Raw genomic sequence first — 16,485 nt, 5'->3', positions numbered from 1 at the left:
GCGTACTTCGGTCCCGGCCTGGCCGCCAAAGGGGTCCCGCCAGCATTGCTGCTGAAAAGCACTCCCGTCGTTACCGCCTCCGCCGAGCCGCCGCACCCGGACCCGCACCCGCACCCGCACCCGCACCCAACCGGCCTACAGGGGCAGCGTGCGAAGGTGCCGGGCTCACCGCCTAAATGAATGAGCCGCTCATAACGCACGCCCCCGGCTCCGAAAAGGAACCGGGGGCGTCTGCGGTCGGGACAATCACTCGGGCAGTTCGATGCCCAAGCTGTCCGCCAGATCTCGGAGATCTTCGACGGGGATGGCGGACGCCTTGGCCGCATGTTCAGCCGCCCAGCGCTCCAGTATTTCGTCCATGGTGGCTCTGACCTGCACTTTCTCCAAGTGTCTTGACTCAAGTACATGACGCCGGTCATCAGCCACTTACGCAGGCGGGTGGCGAAGCCGTCGGCCGCGTCGGCGTCCTTTGTCCATGGGGGCTGCGGCCCGCGCCGGGGCGCTCACCTCGCCCCGCTCGGCCTTCTGCCGTACCTCGGCGATGAGTTCGGCGGGGCGGTTGATGCCCGCCTTCACCCCGACGTCGACGGTGGGCTTCCCGGCGAAGCGGTCCTTGTCGCGTACCTCGACGTCATGCGCGAAGATCACGCTGTCCGCGTCCGCGACGAGCCGCGGGTCGAGCCGCTTGAAGCCCGCCGACCCCTGCGTCTCGACGAACACCTCGACGCCGGCGGCCGCTCCGGCCTTCTCCAGCGATTTGGCGGCCATGTAGGTGTGGCCGATGCCGGTGGGGCAGGAGGTGATGGCGACGATACGGAAGGGGGCGGCGGCCGCCGGGGCTTCGTCGGCCGGCCCGGGGGCTTCCGGGGCGGGCGCGGTGGCTTCCGCGGCCGGCCCGGCGGCTTCCGCGGCGGACTCGTCCGCGGCCGGTTCCTCGCCGCGGATCAGCGCCGCCGCACGCTCCGGTGCGGTGGCGGACCGCAGCACGCCGGTGAAGTCCTCGTCCATCAGATGGCGGGCGAGGTCGAGAGGATCGACAGATGGTCCGCGTCGCCGCCCGCCGGGGCCGCGATCAGGAAGATCAGATCGGCCGGGCCGCTCCGCTGCGCTCCGCCTTCGCTCGTTTTCGAGTCTTCGGAAGCGAAGCCCGGCGCACCGAAGTCGATCCCGGAGGCGCTCCGTCCGAAGGCCGGCGTCGGCTCGGTGACGTGCACGCTGCGGCAGTGCGGGATGCCGATCCCGCCGTCCAGGCCGGCCGGCTGGACTCGCGGGCGGCCACATCCGCGAGGAAGCCGTCCAGGTCGGTGACGCGACCGGACGCGACCATCCGCTCGGCCGGCGAGCGTGCGGCCGCGTCCTTCGTTGCTGCGGACAGGGCGAGGTCGACCAGTTCCGCGGTGATCAGCTCACTCATCGCGCGGCTCCCTTGCTCGCGGGGTGGACACAATCGAGGCCGTCCGGCACCGGGCCCTTCCGGGGGGACCTGAGGACACCTGACCGCCGGCGGCTCATCGCACCGGCTCCGTGAGAACGCGGTCCAGCGGCACCGCGTCCGTGACCGTCACCGCCGACGGATCCAGATCCTTCGGCGCCGGCATCAGGCTGCCCGGCAGCTGAACGGCGGCCGCGCCGTGCGCCACCGCGGCGGCCAGCGCCGTCGCGCCCGTACCGCCCGCCGCGAGGAAGCCGGCCAGCGAGGCATCGCCCGCACCGACATTGCTGCGGACGAGGGCGACCGGGGCGCTGCCGAAGTGGCTGCCGTCCTCGTCGACCAGGAGCTGGCCGTCCGCCCCCAGAGAGGCGAGTACGGCGCGGGCGCCCCGTGCGCGCAGTTCCTCGGCGGCCTTGACCGCGTCGCCGACGGTGGCGAGCGGGCGGCCGACGGCCTGCGCCAGCTCCTCGGCGTTCGGCTTGACGACGTCGGGGCGTTCGCGCAGCGCCGCGGTCAGCGAGGGGCCGGAGGTGTCCAGGGCGATCCCGGCGCCTGCGCGGTGGGCGCGGGCGACCAGTTCCGCGTACCACTCGGGCGCGAGGCCGCGCGGCAGGCTGCCGCAGCAGGCGATCCAGTCGGCTCCCGCCGACCGCTCACCGACCCGCCGCAGCAGCGCCTTTGACTCGTCGGCGGTGAGCTCGGGTCCGGGAGCGTTGATCTTGGTGAGGGTGCCGTCGGGCTCGACGACCGAGATGTTGGACCGGGTCTGCCCAGCCACCGGCACGCCCGCCACCTCGATCCCCTCGGCCCCCAGCAGTCCCGCCAGTGCCGCGCCCGCGGGACCGCCCAGCGGCAGTACGGCCACGGTGTGCTGCCCGGCGGCGGCGACCGCCCGCGAGACATTGACGCCCTTGCCGCCGGGGTCGATCCGGTCGGCGGTGGCCCGGAGTACGGCGCCCCGGTCCAGCGCCGGGACCTCGTAGGTGCGGTCCAGGCTGGGGTTGGGGGTGACGGTGAGGATCATCCGCGTACTTCCTCGGGAATCATGCGCGGACCACTTCCGTGCCCGCGCGCTCGATGGCGAGGGCGTCGTCGGGGCTCAGCCCGGTGTCGGTGAGGAGCAGGTCCACGTCCGACAGCTCGCCGAAGCGGGCGAAGTGCCGCTGCCCGAACTTGCTGGAGTCGGCGAGGAGGACGACCCGGCGGGCCGCGCGGATCAGGGCCCGCTTGACGGCGGCCTCCGCGAGGTCGGGGGTGGTCAGGCCGCCGTCGAGGGAGAAGCCGTTGGTGGCGAGGAAGAGCACATCGGCGTTGATCTCGCGGTACGCGCGCAGCGCCCAGTCGTCGACCGCGGCGCGGGTACGGTGCCGGATCCGGCCGCCCACGAGGTGGAGGGTGAGCCCGGGGTGGTCGGCCAGCCGCGCGGCGATGGGCAGGCCATGGGTGACGACGGTGAGCTCGGCCTCCAGCGGGATCTCGGCGGCGAGCCGGGCGGCGGTCGTGCCGGCGTCCAGGATGACGCTGCCGGGGCCGGATCCGCCTCCGGGGAGCTCGGCGAGCGCGGCCCGCGCGATGCGCTGCTTCTCGTCGGCGGCCACGGCGTCCCGTTCTGCGACGTCGGGCTCGAAGTCCAGCCGGCCGGCCGGGATGGCGCCGCCGTGCACCCGGCGCACCAGACCGGCCCGGTCCAGCGCCTTCAGATCGCGCCGTACGGTCTCGGCGGTGACCTGGAACTCCTCCGCGAGGGAGAGCACATCCACCCGCCCGCCCTCACGGGCGAGCCGCAGAATCTCCTGCTGGCGCTCCGGTGCGTACATCTGTGTGTGCGTCCACTCTCTGCCCGAACCTGTGGTTTCACCGGGAAGCTACGCCTGGATATCGGCGAAGTAAACATGTTCGGGCGACAAGCAGACTCAAACAGACATCGCGGCGCCGGGACATGAAGGAGCCGGGACATCAAGGAGCCCCGACGCCATCCACCATCCATGGCACCGGGGCTCGTCCTACGGGCACGAGGGCAGCGGCTTCCGCGGGGCCCGCGGGACCTGCGGGGCAGGGAGTACGGGCTACCGGCTACGGACTACGCCGCCGCGTCGAACCCCGTGTCCCGCGCCATCCGCTTCAGCTCCAGCAGCGCATGCTTCTCGATCTGCCGGATCCGCTCGCGGGTCAGGCCGTGCTGCTTGCCGACCTCGGTCAGCGTGCGCTCGCGGCCGTCCTCGATGCCATAGCGCGCCTTGATGATGGAGGCGGTGCGCTGGTCCAGGCGGTCGATGAGGTCCTCCAGCTCCTCGCTGCGCAGCAGCGTGAGCACCGACTGCTCGGGCGAGGCCGCGGAGGTGTCCTCCAGCAGATCGCCGAACTGGGTGTCGCCGTCGTCGTCCACCGACATGTTGAGGCTGACCGGGTCACGCGCCCAGTCCAGTACGTCGATGACGCGCGCGGGCGTGGAGCCCAGCTCGCCGGCGACCTCCTCGGGCTCCGGGTCGCGGCCGTTCTCGCGGTTGAACTCGCGCTGCACGCGGCGGATACGGCCGAGCTCTTCGACGAGGTGGACGGGCAGCCGGATCGTGCGCGACTGGTCGGCTATGGAACGGGTGATCGCCTGACGGATCCACCACGTCGCATACGTGGAGAACTTGAACCCCTTGGCGTAGTCGAACTTCTCCACGGCACGCACCAGACCGGCATTGCCCTCCTGGATCAGGTCGAGCAGCGGCAGGCCGGCGCGCGGGTAGCGGCGCGCCACGGCGACGACCAGCCGCAGGTTGGAACGGATGAAGACGTCCTTGGCCTTGGCACTCTCGGCGGCCAGTGCCTCGAGCTCCTCGCGGCCGGCACCTGCGGCGTTGCCGTCGGTGACCTCGCCGCCCAGGATCTGCTGGGCGTACACGCCCGCCTCGATGGTCTGGGACAGCTCGACCTCCTTGGCGGCGTCGAGCAGAGGTGTGCGCGCGATCTCGTCGAGGTACATGCCGACCAGGTCGCGGTCGGCGATCTCCCCGCCTACGGCGCGAACACTGTTGGCCCCGTCAGAACCGCTGCTGCTTTCCTGACGACGGGCGACGGCACGGGTTGCCATGCGTGTGCTCCCTTTGCGATGTTGGGGTATCCCCTGCTCGAGCGAAGCCGAGAGCTTGGGGAAGGTCGCGGGACGGTGGGGCGGGAGACCCGATGGTTCACCGAGCGACCCGTCCGAAGGAAACAACGGCTGGAATCCGGACAGAATTCCCATGCCGCGACCCTATTTTTGTGATCATGCAGTACCCTGCCCACTCACGAGGGGGGTCGGATGCTGCCGGAGAGCAGGGACGTGCAGGTCAGAGCGGGCGATGAGGCCGACCTCGAGGCCCTCACGGAGCTCTACAACCACTACATTCGCGAGACGTCCATCACGTTCGACACGGAGCCCTTCACTCCCGAACAGCGTCGCCCGTGGTTGCTCTCCCACCCCAAAGACGGCCCACACCGGCTTCTGGTTGCGCAGGAGACGGGAGCATCCCCGGACGGTGCCGTTCCACCGCCCGCCGGTCCGCTGCTCGGTTACGCGACCAGCAGCGCGTTCCGTCCGAAGGCCGCCTACGCCCCGTCCGTCGAGGTCACCGTCTACTGCGCCCCGCACGCCGCCGGCCGCGGCATCGGCACGCTGCTCTACACGGCCCTGTTCGAGGCGCTCGCCACGGAGGACGTGCACCGCGCCTTCGCGGGCATCACCCAGCCGAACGAGGCCTCGAACCGCCTGCACACCCGCTGCGGCTTCCGGCACGTCGGTACGTACACCGAGGTGGGCCGCAAGTTCGGCCGCTACTGGGACGTCGCGTGGTACCAGAAGGATCTGGAGCAGGGCCAGGGCCAGGGCCAGGGCCAGGGCCAGGACCTGAGCTGAGCGGCCCGGTCCGGCTCCCCTCGCCTCCCGTCCCCTCCGATCCCGTTGACGCCGTGATCCAGTTGACGCATCCCCTACGCGGGTGTCGCCTGGACGGAGAGCTGTTTCGACTGCCTCCCGGACGGTGGGGCAAGCGAGAGGAGCCCGTCATGGAAACGCACCCCCGGCGGCGCGCGGCAGGCCACGCAAGGGCGGCCCGCTCCCACGGCACCGTCGAGCCGGAGCACGGCGCGACCGGCGTCACCCCCGACACGGGCCTCCCGCTCCCGGGCACCAGGCGCCGGGTCCCGGCAACCGTCGCGCTGCCGGTCATCGCCGCGCTCGCCTTCGGCTGCTTCACGATCTTCCGCGTGCACGCCGCCGGCACCAAGGGCGGGCCGGCCATGCTGTTCGGGCTGTGCGCGGCCGTGGTCACCGGGGCGCTGGGGCTGTGGCTGGTCCACTTCCAGTCGACCATGATCACCGAGGTCCGGGCGCTGGCGTACGGCGCGCTCTTCGGGGCCTCGGTGGGCTGGAACTACAGCCTCGGCGGCGAAACCCTCCTGAAGTCGTGCGGCTTCGGCCTCGGCATGGGTGCCGTCATGTTCGTCGTCTCGCTGTACCTCTTCCGGGGCCACCGCGTCCGCGAACCGCACGGTCCGCACCGGCCCCGTACGGCCCACCGCACCCACCTGCCCGAGCGGGTCCACACGGCGCACTGACGGACCGCCCGCGCCGCCTTCCTCCACGCCTTGACCTCAATCACACTTGAGGTCCTAGCGTGACGGCCATGCCCTCCACATCAGCGTCATCCACCGCCGCATCCGTGCCCGCCGCATCCGCCTCCTCCGCATCCGTCTTCACCCCGAGGGAACGCGAGTACCTTGCCGGTCAGCCGCTGGCCCGGCTGGCGACCACCGGGCCGGGCGGCGGGCCGCAGGTGCGCCCGGTTGCCTTTGTGCTCAACGACGACGACACCATCGACATCGGCGGACCCGAGCTGAGCCGCAGCCAGAAGTACCGCAACGCCCAGGCCCGGCCCGACGTTTCGCTGCTCATCGACGACATGGCGCCCGCCGACGACCCGGTCGCCCCCGGCTGGGGCCGCGGCGTGGAGATCCGCGGCCGCGCCGAACTGCTCACCCTCGAAGCGCCGCCGATGTCACCCGAGTTCTTCAGCAACGACGTGATCCGCATCCACCCGCGCCGCATCATCAGCTGGCACCTGGAACCGGACGACGGCCGCGCCGGCGCCCGTAACGTCAACGCCGGCTGAGCGGCGGCGCTCCTCACTCCACGTGCGGCAGCGCGTCCTCCGACGTCCGCCGGATCGTGCGCAGGGGCCGGTCCGGCCGCCAGGCCTCCACCACCATCCAGGGGGCCTCGGTGGAGGTCCGCACCACCTCCGTCAGCCCGGCCCGGAACAGATGGAACGGCTCCGGAGGCTTCACCGCCGCCGCATAGCGCGCGACCACCTCGGGGTCGGTCACCTCGACGGCCCGCCCGGACACCCGGACATCGCCGCCGTCCAGGTCCGTGCCCGACCCCGGGTTGGCGTGCAGCGAGAAGCGGGGGTCGCGCCGCAGGTCGAGCGCCTTGCGCGAGCCCACCATCATGCCCAGCCACAGCTCGCCGTGGCGGAAGTCCGCCTCCAGGCCGGTCAGCCGCGGCGCTCCGTCCTTGCGGAGGGTGGCCAGGACGTGATGCCGGAACAGCCCGAACCGCTCCCGTACCCGCCCGGCGAACTCCGGCTCCGCCTCCTCGACCACCGCCCAGGCAACCGCCCTGGCCGGTCCCGCATCCGTACCCGTCACCGCACCACCACCGTGACCGCCGCGGCCGCCCTGCCCCATGTCCTCACTCGTCATGCGGCCACCTTCCCCGCGATACCCGACACCTCCTGTCCGGATTCCTTGCGGGTGTCCGTCCGCGTCCCCTCAGTCCGACGGCCCCAGATCCGCCGCATTCCACCGCTCCGGCCGCAGCCGTACGCCGATCAGCTCCTCGCCGTGCTCCAGCACCCCCGCCGCGTACTCCGCCACCTTCTCGGCCGGCAGATAGCGGGCCGCCACCTCGTTGACCAGCTCGGGCGTCACCGTGACGAAGGCGGCGCGGCCCTCGACGGCCGTGTAGCGGTACGTCGGCGAGGTGGTCTGCACGGTCAGCGTGAACCGGCCGGTCTGCTCTATCAGCCGGGCCTTGCGTGACGTACGGCCCGTGAAGAGGAGGACGTCACCACCGGGGCGGTAGGCGTACCAGACGGGCGCAGTCACCGGCCCGCGTTCGCTCCCCGCCGCGACGGACAGCACGGCCACCAGCGGCTCGGCGAGAAACTGCTCACGCTCTTCGACAGACAGCGACATCACAGACTCCTCGTGATCGGTCCCTCCCTTCCACGCTCACACACCCCTGCCGCACCGCCACTCGGACCGACGCCCGGCCCCCGGCCCCGCCGCCCTCTCCCCCGCTCAACCCCCCGTCCCCACCCGCTACTTCACGGTCCCACCCACCACTGACAGTCCCCTCCCCGCACCTCTCCCCACACCCCTCCCCACACCTCTCCCCACGCCTTCCACCTGCGGCCTTACGACCAGCGGCGTAGGGCCGCAGCCCGTTACGCCGCGGCGTGTGCCGACCTAGCCTCGGGCCATGGATACGAGCGGCACACTCGACGAAGCCCTGGAGCGCCTGCACACCACCGGCCCCGAATTCCGCGGCTTCTTGAGCAATCACGGGCCGATGGCCGTGGAGGTCCTGGTCCGGCACGGCCATGCCCGCACCGTTCACCGGTGGCTGGACACGTACGCCACCAGGCTGGAGGACGTACCGAGCCCGCAGTCCCCCCTCGACGACACCAACTGGCGGCAGGCGCTGGGCGATCCGCGCCGGGTCACCGACTGGACCACGTATCTGACGCGCCAGGTCACCGAGCGCCCCTGGCGCGAGGTCCTGGCCGAGTGGTGGCCGCGGCTGCTGCCCGGCATAGCGGGCGCCGCGACGCACCCCGCGATCCGCGTCGGCCACGCCGTGCGCGTCCTCCTGGAGGAGGGTGAACAGCCGCCGCGCATCGCCGAGTTGGCGCATGCGATCGGCTACTGGGCGGCCCGTCACACCACCTTGCCGGTGACCGTCCGGCCCGCCGGGACCGCCTCCCCGGCCCATGCCCTGGCCGCCCTCCCGCACATCGCCGACCAGCAGGTTCTCCCGCTCGACGGGCTGGCCCAGCTGCCCGGCACGGACGGCTGGACGGCGGCCGCCGACGCACTGCACGCCCCGCAGCACCCCGACGCCGTCCGCGACCAGCTGGCCGCCGTCGTCCAGGCCGCGACCCACCGCTATCTCGATTACGGCCACGGCAGCCCGGTCCTCCTCGTCCACGCCGCCACCGCGCCGAACGCCGTCCTGCGTACCCTCCCGGCCCTGCCCCGCGACCTCTGGGCCCCGTCCCTCGGCGCCGCCTGGGCCGCCACCGCCGCCCTGACCTCCGTCTACTCGGCCGCCGAGGCGCTGCCGCCACTACGGGCCGGGGCGCTCACCCCGGACGAGGTCTTCGCCCGCGCCGCCGCCCACGGCGACGAGCACGCCGTCAAGCTGACCGATACGGCGCTGGACGCGGCCTCCTGGAGCCCGTCCGGCGACGACCGCGCACTGTCCGCGGCCCTCCGCGCCCTGGAGCTGATCCCCTCGGAAACCTGAGCGAGGACGAAAAACGCCCCCGTGAGGTCCTGGACCGCACGGGGGCGTATGCGTTCTCTCATCCGGGGACCGAAACCTCCACTTTCCGACCCCCTCTGCATTGTTAAACCTTCAAGAACTTGCCCGGCGGTGAGAGAGTGGATGGTATGAGCACCGAACCCGCAGCCGAGCCGCGCTGGCTCAGCGACGAGGAGCAATACGCCTGGCAGTGCTACCTCCACGCCACCACGCTCATGGAGGATCACCTGGACCGCCAGCTGCAGCGTGACGCCGGGATGCCGCATGTCTATTACGGCCTGCTCGTCCAGCTCTCCCGTGCGCCGCGGCGCCGGATGCGGATGACCGAGCTGGCCCAGAACGCCAAGATCACCCGCTCCCGCCTCTCGCACGCCGTTGCCCGCCTGGAGAGGAACGGCTGGGTGCACCGCGAGAACTGCGCGTCCGACAAGCGGGGCCAGAACGCCTATCTCACGGACCAGGGCATGCGGGTACTGGAGAAGGCCGCGCCCGGCCACGTCGCCGCCGTGCGTGCCGCGATCTTCGACCGGCTCTCCCCCGAGCAGATCGGCCAGCTGGCCGATATCTGCCGGGCGATGGCCGATGGACTTCAGCCAAAAGGCGCCGATCTCCCCTGGCTCCGCTGACGGACCGGGGAGTCGACGCCTTCGAGGGAGGGGCGGCGGTACCCGGCCGCCCCTCCCTCCCTCAGTGAGCCATGACCGGAACCTGAATGTCCGCGTCCGTGCCCCCGCCCACCGCGGCACCGTCATCGGACGAGGCCGCCGGCGAACCGCCACCCTGATGCCCGGTGGTGACGAAGACAAAGGCGATCGCCGCCGCCAGCACCAGGATGCCGACCGCCCACCAGATGGCGGTGGTGTAGCCGTGCACCATCGACTCCAGCTTGAGCAGCTTCGGCGCGGCCGCGCCGGCCGCGTGCGAGGTCGCGTACGCGGTGGTGGCGCTGGCCGCGATGGTGTTCAGCAGCGCCGTACCGATCGCGCCGCCCACCTGCTGCGAGGTGTTGACCATCGCGGAGGCGACACCGGCGTCGCGCGGCTGGACGCCGTGCGTGGCCAGCGACATGGCCGGCATGAACGCCGTACCCATTCCGAGCCCCAGCAGCAGGAACGCGGGCAGGATCAGCGCCGGGTAGGACGTGTCCAGGTCGATCTGGGTCAGCACCAGCATGCCGGTCGCGGCGACCACGAAGCCGGGCGCCATCAGGAGCCGCGGCCGGACGCGGGTCATCAGCCGGGCGCCGATCTGCGTCGAGCCGGTGATCATGCCGACGATCATCGGGAGGAAGGCCAGGCCGGTCGTGACCGGGCTGTACCCCTTGACGATCTGCAGGTAGTAGGTGAGGAAGAGGAAGAGACCGAACATGCCGATGACGGCCAGGCCGAGCGAGGCGTAGACCCCGGCGCGGTTCCGCTCAGCGACCACCCGTAGGGGCAGCAGCGGGGCCTTCACCTTGGACTCGACCAGCACAAACGCCAGCAGCAGCACGGCGGCCGCGACGAACAGGCCCAGCGTGGGGCCGGCCAGCCAGCCGTCCGACTCGGCGCGGGTGAACCCGTACACCAGCGAGACCAGGCCGAGCGTCGCCAGGATGACGCCGGGGACGTCCAGCCGGGAAGGGTTACGGCCCTCCGCGGGCTCACGGATGACCAGGACGGCGCCGGTCGCGGCGACCACGGCGAACGGGATGTTGACGAAGAAGGTCCAGCGCCAGTTCATGTACTCGGTCAGCACACCGCCGAGGATCAGCCCCACGGCGCCACCGCCACCGGCGATCGCACCGAAGATGCCGAAGGCCTTGGCCCGCTCCCTGGCCTCGGTGAACGTCACCGCCAGCAGCGACAGCGCGGCCGGCGCCAGCAGCGCGCCGAACAGACCCTGCAGCGCACGCGCGCCCAGCAGCATCTCCTGGCCGCCGGCGGCCCCGCCGAGCGCCGAGGCGGCCGCGAAGCCGACGAGTCCGATGACGAAGGTCCGCTTACGGCCCCACAGGTCGGCGACGCGTCCGCCAAAGAGCAGCAGCCCGCCGAAGGCCAGGGCGTAGGCGGTGATGACCCACTGCCGGTTGGCGTCGGTGATGCCGAGGTCCGCCTGGGCGGAGGGCAGCGCGATGTTCACGATCGTCGCGTCGAGGACGACCATCAGCTGGGCAAGAGCGATGAATATCAGCGCTTTCCAGCGCCGGGGATCGACGGTCGGGGCTTTTTCAGGCATGGAGAGGTCCACCTAGTGGTGCGGTGAGCGAATAACGGGACGTAAGAGTGAGCTGCAGAACGGGACGTGAAGGACCGGGCCGTACGGCTGCAGTACGGCTTCGGCTACTGCTGTGGCTGACGCCGCCTCAGGTCCGCCAGGGTGGCGGCGGAGCCGGGAAGTTCAGACCGTGCGGGGGCTTGCAGGCCGTCCAGGAACAGCTGCAGATGCCGGTGCACGAAAGTGTCGAAGTGGGGACAGCTTCCCCCGAACTCCGTCCGGGGGGACCCCCATCCCGGCAACGGACGGGTGAGCTGGGTGATCGCGACCATCAGGTCACCGACGGCGATGTCGGTACGCAGCCGGCCGCTGTCGCGCGCGGCCCCCATGACGGCCTCGACCGCCGCCTCCAGGCGTTCGCGCGCGGCGAGCAGATCGGGGTGGATCAGGTCGATGCTCTCCGAGAGCAGTGTGCACAGCGCCCCGATCCGCTCCCCCACCGCGGCATGGACAAAGCGCCGCAGCGCCTGGAAGGCATCGGACTCCTCGGCAAGAGCGCTCTCGGCGCGGTCCGCGGTACGGGCCATGACGGAGAGCGTGACGTGGTGGATCAACTCCCGTCGATCCGCAAAGTGACGATAAAGCGTCGCATTGCCGACGCCCGCACGTCGAGCGATTTCATCGAGCGGGACCTCGGCCCCGAACTCGACCATGGTTTCGCGGGCGGCCGCGATGATCCGCTCCCGATTGCGCAGCGCATCGGCCCGCAGGCGCGGCTGCGCGGTCTTCGTGGCGGTCACAGCGGCTCACTCCTCTCCTCATGTCGCGAGGCTGTTCTCGGGGCGGCGAACCGGGGAATGTCCCCCCGTTTCCTCCGCACGCCTGCTTAAACGGGGAGCCCCTCCCCGGATATTTCCCACCCGGTATGTGACCTGGGCCACGCATGAGGATCGCCGTGCGGCCGAGGACACCGGCGGCCCCGATCTACTCCGCCCCGCCCTCCGCCACCCAGTGGCGCTGCGCGACGGCGATGAGCCGCAGTTGCCGCCGCGCCCTGAGCACCACCCGCTCGCCCTCCCCTTCCCCCTCGTCCTCGGCATCGATCAGCTCGGCGGCCGTGGTCACCAGCCGGTCCACATACAGCTCGGCCAGCATCCGTACGTCCTCGTCCCGCCACCCCTCGGACGCCGGCTGGGTCTTGAGCGCCTCGGCGACCTCCTCGGCGAACCGGTCCAGTTCGCCCGCGATGGCCTGCCGTACGGCCCGTACGCCGCCGTGCCGTTCGCGCGCCACGAACCGCACGTGCGCGGGGTGTTCGCGCACATGCTGCTCGACGACCGCGATCGTGCGGTCGATCCGTTCCTCGGCCGCGGCCTGCTCGGCGAGGATCGCGCGCACCATGGCGTGCAGGCTCCCCAGCGCCTCCTCCACCAGGGCGACGCCCAGCTCCCCCAGATCCTTGAAGTGCCGGTAGAACGCGGTCGGGGCGATCCCCACCACCCGCGTGACCTCCCGCAGTCCCAGGCTGCTCAGGCTCTGCTCCGCCAGCAGACCGAGCGCGGCGTCGAGCAACGCCTGGCGGGTCTTCTGCTTCTGGGCCTGCCTGACCCCAACGGTGTGACTCATGTCATCCAGTAAACAACCGTTCTCTGAACTCCTCCACTCGGAGGCGGCCCTAGACTGGAGGAACTCAGTGAACAACTGTCCTCTGAGTACAGGCCGGCGGCACCCCTGTCGGCCCCGAGCCGGAAAGGCAGGATCATGCTCTTCCTCGTCGCAGCCCTTCTCCTGATGGGGATCATGCTGGGCACCGCGGCACACCTCCCCCTCCCCGTCACCCTGGTCGCTGCCGCCGTCATCGCCGGCTGGCTGCTCGTCTTCACGATCCGCGAACGCCGCCACCACGAGGGGACCGCCCGATGACCACTCTCACCGACACCACGCCGCAGGCCGCGCCCGCCACCAAGGCCCCCGCGACCGCCCGCCGGCACGCCGACGGCATGGCCGTGGCCTCCTTCGTCCTCGGCCTCGTCGGCACCCTGGTCCTCAACCTGGTCCTCGGCCCCTGCGCCCTGATCCTCGGCGGCCTGGCGCTCTCCCGCGGCACCACCCGCCGCGGCCGCGCCCTCCTCGGCCTCGCCCTCGGCGTCGTCGACCTGATCCTCCTCGCCACCCTCGCCACCACCGACGGCACGGTCAGCTGGCACATCGGAGGCTGACGGCCCCCGCCCCCGCCACGCGGGGGCGCCGAGCGGCAGTCGGCAGCGGCGCCCGACAAGGTCACTGACCTGGTCAGGGCCCGGGCGCCGCACCCCCTTCACACACCGCGCCGATCTCGCACAACGACGGCGCCGGTAACCTCAACTCCGCTTTCGGAATCCCATATTCGCGAGATCTTTATCACCAAAGGAATGTGCGCACTCGCGCATCTGTGAATAGTCTGCTTCGCAAGTCATCACTTGGTGACGGAAGTTGACGGGGCGCGTCGTACCCATCCTGCGTCCAGACGTACAGGAGATTCCGGTGATTGCCCTTCCAGGTCGAGTCGGGCTCTCTCCTCCGCCAGAGACACCGCGGCAGGCGGGCCCGCCCCGGGCCATCGCGTACATGCCGCACCCGTCGCCCGCCACGGCTCCGCTTCGTTGCCGCAACGGCATCCGCGCGAAGACCGTGACGGGATAGCCGTGAGACGCAAACCGGTGTTCGACCGGAACCCTGCACGTGATGACGCCCTGCTGCGCGCGGTGGTGGAGGACACCGCGATGGGCAGGTGGGAGGGCGCCCGCGAGCTGCTGGCCGCGACCGGCACGGACTGGGACCGCCGGTGCTTCCGCCTCCAGGTACTCGCCCGCGCCGGCGCGCGGCTCACCTTCGCCGACACCTGGGCACAGGCCGAGCCCCGTTCCCCCCATGCCCTGGCTCTCCTCGCCACGGTCCAGGCCCTGCGCTCGATGGCGGGCCCACGGGGGCAGGGCAGCGGCCCGGAGATGGAGCAGGCGTGGGACCTGTGCCATGCCGCCGGTGATGCCCTGCCGGCCGATCCGACGCCGTACGTCATCATGCTCGCCCTGCTGCGCTACCACTCCCCCGACCGCGACCGGGAATGGCGGACGACGGTGCACACGGTGTGGCAGGAGGTGGAGGAGCGCGATCCGTGGAACAGGGAAGCGCATCATGAGCTGATCACCTACATGTTCCCCGACTGGCACGGCGTCGCGGGCGAGATGTTCCACTGGGCGCAGGAGCGGTGCGCCCATGTCCCCCGCGGGATGCCGTTGCACACCCTGCCGCTCGTCGCGCTCGCCGAGACGCACCGCCAGCGGATGAAGAAGGAAGGGCACCGGTACGGACTGACGGTGCATCCGTGGACGGACAACCCCGCGACGCGGCAGGCGTGGGACAACTGGTGGACGTACCGGGCCCCCGCCAAGCCCCATGCCGCCTTTCACGAGGACGCCAACTACCTCGCCCACGCGCTCTCCTTCGCCAACCAGCACAGGACTGCGGCCGAGGTGTTCGACGCCATCGGCCCGTACGCCACGGACGTGCCGTGGAGCTACTGCGGAGACGCCCAGCAGCTGTTCACCCGTCATCGAACCTGGGCGGTCAAGGCGTCCGCACCATAACGCCGTGCCGTGACCGATCAGGGCGATGTTGTCCGGCAATTCACCGTCCCATCTACGGAAGAGGGCCAAGTTATGCCGTTGGACATACCGAGCGTGACGCAATCGGAAGAGGAACGCCTCGCCGAACTCGGCATTACCCAGACGTTGGACCGCTCGATGTCGGGACGGCAGAACTTCGCCGTCTCCTTCACGATCATCAGCATCCTTTCCGGCTGCCTGACCATGTACGGGTTCGGCATGAACACCGGCGGGCCCGCCGTGATCATGTGGGGCTGGGTCCTCGTCGGCCTGATGACGCTGTTCGTCGGCCTGGCCATGGCCGAGGTCTGCTCCTCCTACCCGACCTCCGCCGGCCTCTACTTCTGGGCGCACAAGCTCGCCCCCGAGAAGTCGGCCGCGGCCTGGGCCTGGTTCACCGGCTGGTTCAATACGCTCGGCCAGGTGGCCGTCACGGCCGGCATCGACTTCGGCGCCGCATCGTTCCTGAACGCCTATCTGAATCTTCAGTTCGAGTACGCCGCCACCCCTGGCCACACGATCACGCTCTTCGGGATCATCCTCCTGCTGCACGCCGTGGTGAACACCTTCCGCGTGCGCATCGTCGGCTTCTTCAACACCGTCTCGGTGTGGTGGCACCTGATCGGCGTCGTCGTGATCGTCGGTGTGCTTCTGGTGGTCCCCGAGAAGCACCAGTCACCCGGATATGTCTTCACCGAGTTCGTCAACAACACCGGCTGGGGCTCCGCCGTCTACGTTGCCCTCATCGGTCTGCTGATGGCGCAGTACACCTTCACCGGCTACGACGCATCCGCCCATATGACCGAGGAGACGAAGAACGCCTCGGTGGAGGGGCCGAAGGGCATCGTCCGGTCGATCGTCGTGTCCTGGGCGGCCGGATTCGTGCTCCTCTTCGGCCTGACCTTCGCCATCCAGTCCTACACCGGCGCCCTGCAGTCCGGGACCGGTGTGCCACCGGCGCAGATCTTCCTGGACGCGCTCGGTGCGACCACCGGCAAGCTGATGCTGCTCATCATCATCGGCGCCCAGCTGTTCTGCGGCATGGCCTCGGTGACCGCGAACTCCCGCATGATCTACGCCTTCTCCCGCGACGGCGCACTCCCGTTCTCCGCCGTATGGCACAAGCTCCACCCGGGTACCCGTACGCCGACCAACGCCGTGTGGCTCGCCGCCGGAGGCGCGTTCGTCCTCGGCCTGCCCTATCTCTTCAACACCACCGCCTACGCCGCCGTCACCTCCATCGCGACGATCGGCCTCTACATCGCGTACGTCGTCCCCACCTTCCTGCGCCTGCGTCAAGGGGACAACTTCCGGCGCGGCCCGTGGCACCTGGGGCGTTGGTCCACGCCCGTCGGCGTCCTCGCGGTGGCGTGGGTCGCGATCATCACCGTGCTGTTCATGCTGCCCCAGGCCAGCCCGGTGACCATCGAGACGTTCAACTACGCCCCCATCACCGTGGGTGCGGTGCTGCTCTTCGCCGGCACATGGTGGCTCGTCTCCGCCCGCAAGTGGTTCCTCAATCCGCAGCACTCGCGGAACGTCGCAGCGCGCACACCGGCGCCGGAGCACGCGGTTCGTACGCCGCGCTAGGCCCCTCCCCCTCCGGGGCGGGCCGCGTCGTCGGCGACGCGGCC

General features: G+C 70.9%; 17 protein-coding genes and 1 pseudogene. 9 read left to right on the top strand and 9 right to left on the bottom strand.

Annotated features, from left to right (window positions below; all coding sequences use genetic code 11):
- Positions 1 to 398 precede the first annotated feature (398 nt).
- The 4 genes and pseudogenes from AB0D04_RS24110 to AB0D04_RS24095 all read right to left on the bottom strand — a co-directional run.
- Positions 399 to 1,414: pseudogene (locus AB0D04_RS24110) on the bottom strand (fructose PTS transporter subunit IIB); the annotation flags it as partial.
- 94 nt (positions 1,415 to 1,508) lie between these two features.
- Entirely contained in the window at positions 1,509 to 2,456 is a 948-nt protein-coding gene (pfkB, locus tag AB0D04_RS24105) for a 1-phosphofructokinase (RefSeq protein WP_362706838.1), read from the bottom strand.
- A 19-nt stretch (positions 2,457 to 2,475) separates the two neighbouring features.
- Complete coding sequence (locus AB0D04_RS24100; protein WP_362706836.1) at positions 2,476 to 3,249, bottom strand: DeoR/GlpR family DNA-binding transcription regulator; 774 nt, start codon at positions 3,247 to 3,249, stop codon at positions 2,476 to 2,478.
- A gap of 263 nt (positions 3,250 to 3,512) precedes the next feature.
- Positions 3,513 to 4,514 carry a sigma-70 family RNA polymerase sigma factor gene (locus AB0D04_RS24095; RefSeq protein ID WP_362706834.1) on the bottom strand — a complete coding sequence of 334 codons (1,002 nt, stop codon included), beginning with the start codon at positions 4,512 to 4,514 and terminating at the stop codon, positions 3,513 to 3,515.
- 210 nt (positions 4,515 to 4,724) lie between these two features.
- Between AB0D04_RS24095 and AB0D04_RS24090 the strand changes: the two genes are divergently transcribed.
- From AB0D04_RS24090 to AB0D04_RS24080, 3 genes are all read left to right on the top strand, one after another.
- Positions 4,725 to 5,318, top strand: coding sequence for an N-acetyltransferase family protein (locus AB0D04_RS24090; protein WP_362706832.1), 594 nt, complete (start codon positions 4,725 to 4,727; stop codon positions 5,316 to 5,318).
- Positions 5,319 to 5,467: 149 nt separating this feature from the next.
- Complete coding sequence (locus AB0D04_RS24085) at positions 5,468 to 6,019, top strand: hypothetical protein (RefSeq protein ID WP_362706829.1); 552 nt, start codon at positions 5,468 to 5,470, stop codon at positions 6,017 to 6,019.
- Between the two features lie 68 nt (positions 6,020 to 6,087).
- Positions 6,088 to 6,573 carry a PPOX class F420-dependent oxidoreductase gene (locus AB0D04_RS24080; protein WP_362706827.1) on the top strand — a complete coding sequence of 162 codons (486 nt, stop codon included), beginning with the start codon at positions 6,088 to 6,090 and terminating at the stop codon, positions 6,571 to 6,573.
- 13 nt (positions 6,574 to 6,586) lie between these two features.
- Here the strand turns inward: AB0D04_RS24080 and AB0D04_RS24075 are convergent, their stop codons facing one another.
- Positions 6,587 to 7,165 carry a pyridoxamine 5'-phosphate oxidase family protein gene (locus AB0D04_RS24075; RefSeq protein ID WP_362706824.1) on the bottom strand — a complete coding sequence of 193 codons (579 nt, stop codon included), beginning with the start codon at positions 7,163 to 7,165 and terminating at the stop codon, positions 6,587 to 6,589.
- Positions 7,166 to 7,234: 69 nt separating this feature from the next.
- Positions 7,235 to 7,660 (bottom strand): pyridoxamine 5'-phosphate oxidase family protein, encoded by a 426-nt coding sequence (locus AB0D04_RS24070; protein WP_362706821.1) that lies wholly within the window; start codon positions 7,658 to 7,660, stop codon positions 7,235 to 7,237.
- A gap of 286 nt (positions 7,661 to 7,946) precedes the next feature.
- Here AB0D04_RS24070 and AB0D04_RS24065 point away from each other — a divergent pair, with 286 nt between their 5' ends.
- Positions 7,947 to 8,993 carry a questin oxidase family protein gene (locus AB0D04_RS24065; RefSeq protein WP_362706819.1) on the top strand — a complete coding sequence of 349 codons (1,047 nt, stop codon included), beginning with the start codon at positions 7,947 to 7,949 and terminating at the stop codon, positions 8,991 to 8,993.
- A gap of 146 nt (positions 8,994 to 9,139) precedes the next feature.
- Positions 9,140 to 9,637, top strand: coding sequence for a MarR family transcriptional regulator (locus tag AB0D04_RS24060; RefSeq protein ID WP_362706817.1), 498 nt, complete (start codon positions 9,140 to 9,142; stop codon positions 9,635 to 9,637).
- Between the two features lie 61 nt (positions 9,638 to 9,698).
- Here AB0D04_RS24060 and AB0D04_RS24055 read toward each other — a convergent pair whose 3' ends face one another.
- The 3 genes from AB0D04_RS24055 to AB0D04_RS24045 all read right to left on the bottom strand — a co-directional run bounded on the left by AB0D04_RS24055 (position 9,699) and on the right by AB0D04_RS24045 (position 12,833).
- Entirely contained in the window at positions 9,699 to 11,228 is a 1,530-nt protein-coding gene (locus tag AB0D04_RS24055; RefSeq protein ID WP_362706814.1) for an MFS transporter, read from the bottom strand.
- A gap of 104 nt (positions 11,229 to 11,332) precedes the next feature.
- Positions 11,333 to 12,007, bottom strand: a complete 675-nt coding sequence (locus AB0D04_RS24050; RefSeq protein ID WP_362706811.1) for a TetR/AcrR family transcriptional regulator — start codon at positions 12,005 to 12,007, stop codon at positions 11,333 to 11,335.
- A 184-nt stretch (positions 12,008 to 12,191) separates the two neighbouring features.
- Positions 12,192 to 12,833, bottom strand: a complete 642-nt coding sequence (locus tag AB0D04_RS24045; protein ID WP_362706808.1) for a TetR family transcriptional regulator — start codon at positions 12,831 to 12,833, stop codon at positions 12,192 to 12,194.
- A gap of 135 nt (positions 12,834 to 12,968) precedes the next feature.
- Here AB0D04_RS24045 and AB0D04_RS24040 point away from each other — a divergent pair, with 135 nt between their 5' ends.
- The 4 genes from AB0D04_RS24040 to AB0D04_RS24025 all read left to right on the top strand — a co-directional run bounded on the left by AB0D04_RS24040 (position 12,969) and on the right by AB0D04_RS24025 (position 16,441).
- Positions 12,969 to 13,130 carry a hypothetical protein gene (locus AB0D04_RS24040; RefSeq protein ID WP_362706806.1) on the top strand — a complete coding sequence of 54 codons (162 nt, stop codon included), beginning with the start codon at positions 12,969 to 12,971 and terminating at the stop codon, positions 13,128 to 13,130.
- The gene (locus AB0D04_RS24035; RefSeq protein WP_362706804.1) at positions 13,127 to 13,426 is read left to right on the top strand and encodes a hypothetical protein; all 300 of its coding nucleotides are present in this window, start codon (positions 13,127 to 13,129) and stop codon (positions 13,424 to 13,426) included. The genes AB0D04_RS24040 and AB0D04_RS24035 overlap by 4 nt, the downstream gene beginning before the upstream one ends.
- 465 nt (positions 13,427 to 13,891) lie before the next feature.
- The gene (locus tag AB0D04_RS24030) at positions 13,892 to 14,833 is read left to right on the top strand and encodes a hypothetical protein (protein ID WP_362706801.1); all 942 of its coding nucleotides are present in this window, start codon (positions 13,892 to 13,894) and stop codon (positions 14,831 to 14,833) included.
- Between the two features lie 72 nt (positions 14,834 to 14,905).
- The gene (locus AB0D04_RS24025; RefSeq protein WP_362706799.1) at positions 14,906 to 16,441 is read left to right on the top strand and encodes an amino acid permease; all 1,536 of its coding nucleotides are present in this window, start codon (positions 14,906 to 14,908) and stop codon (positions 16,439 to 16,441) included.
- Positions 16,442 to 16,485 lie beyond the last annotated feature (44 nt).

Origin of the sequence: Streptomyces sp. NPDC048483, assembly GCF_040651455.1 — a bacterium.
Taxonomy (GTDB): Bacteria; Actinomycetota; Actinomycetes; order Streptomycetales; family Streptomycetaceae; genus Streptomyces.
This window is presented reverse-complemented; position numbering and strand designations above follow the sequence as displayed.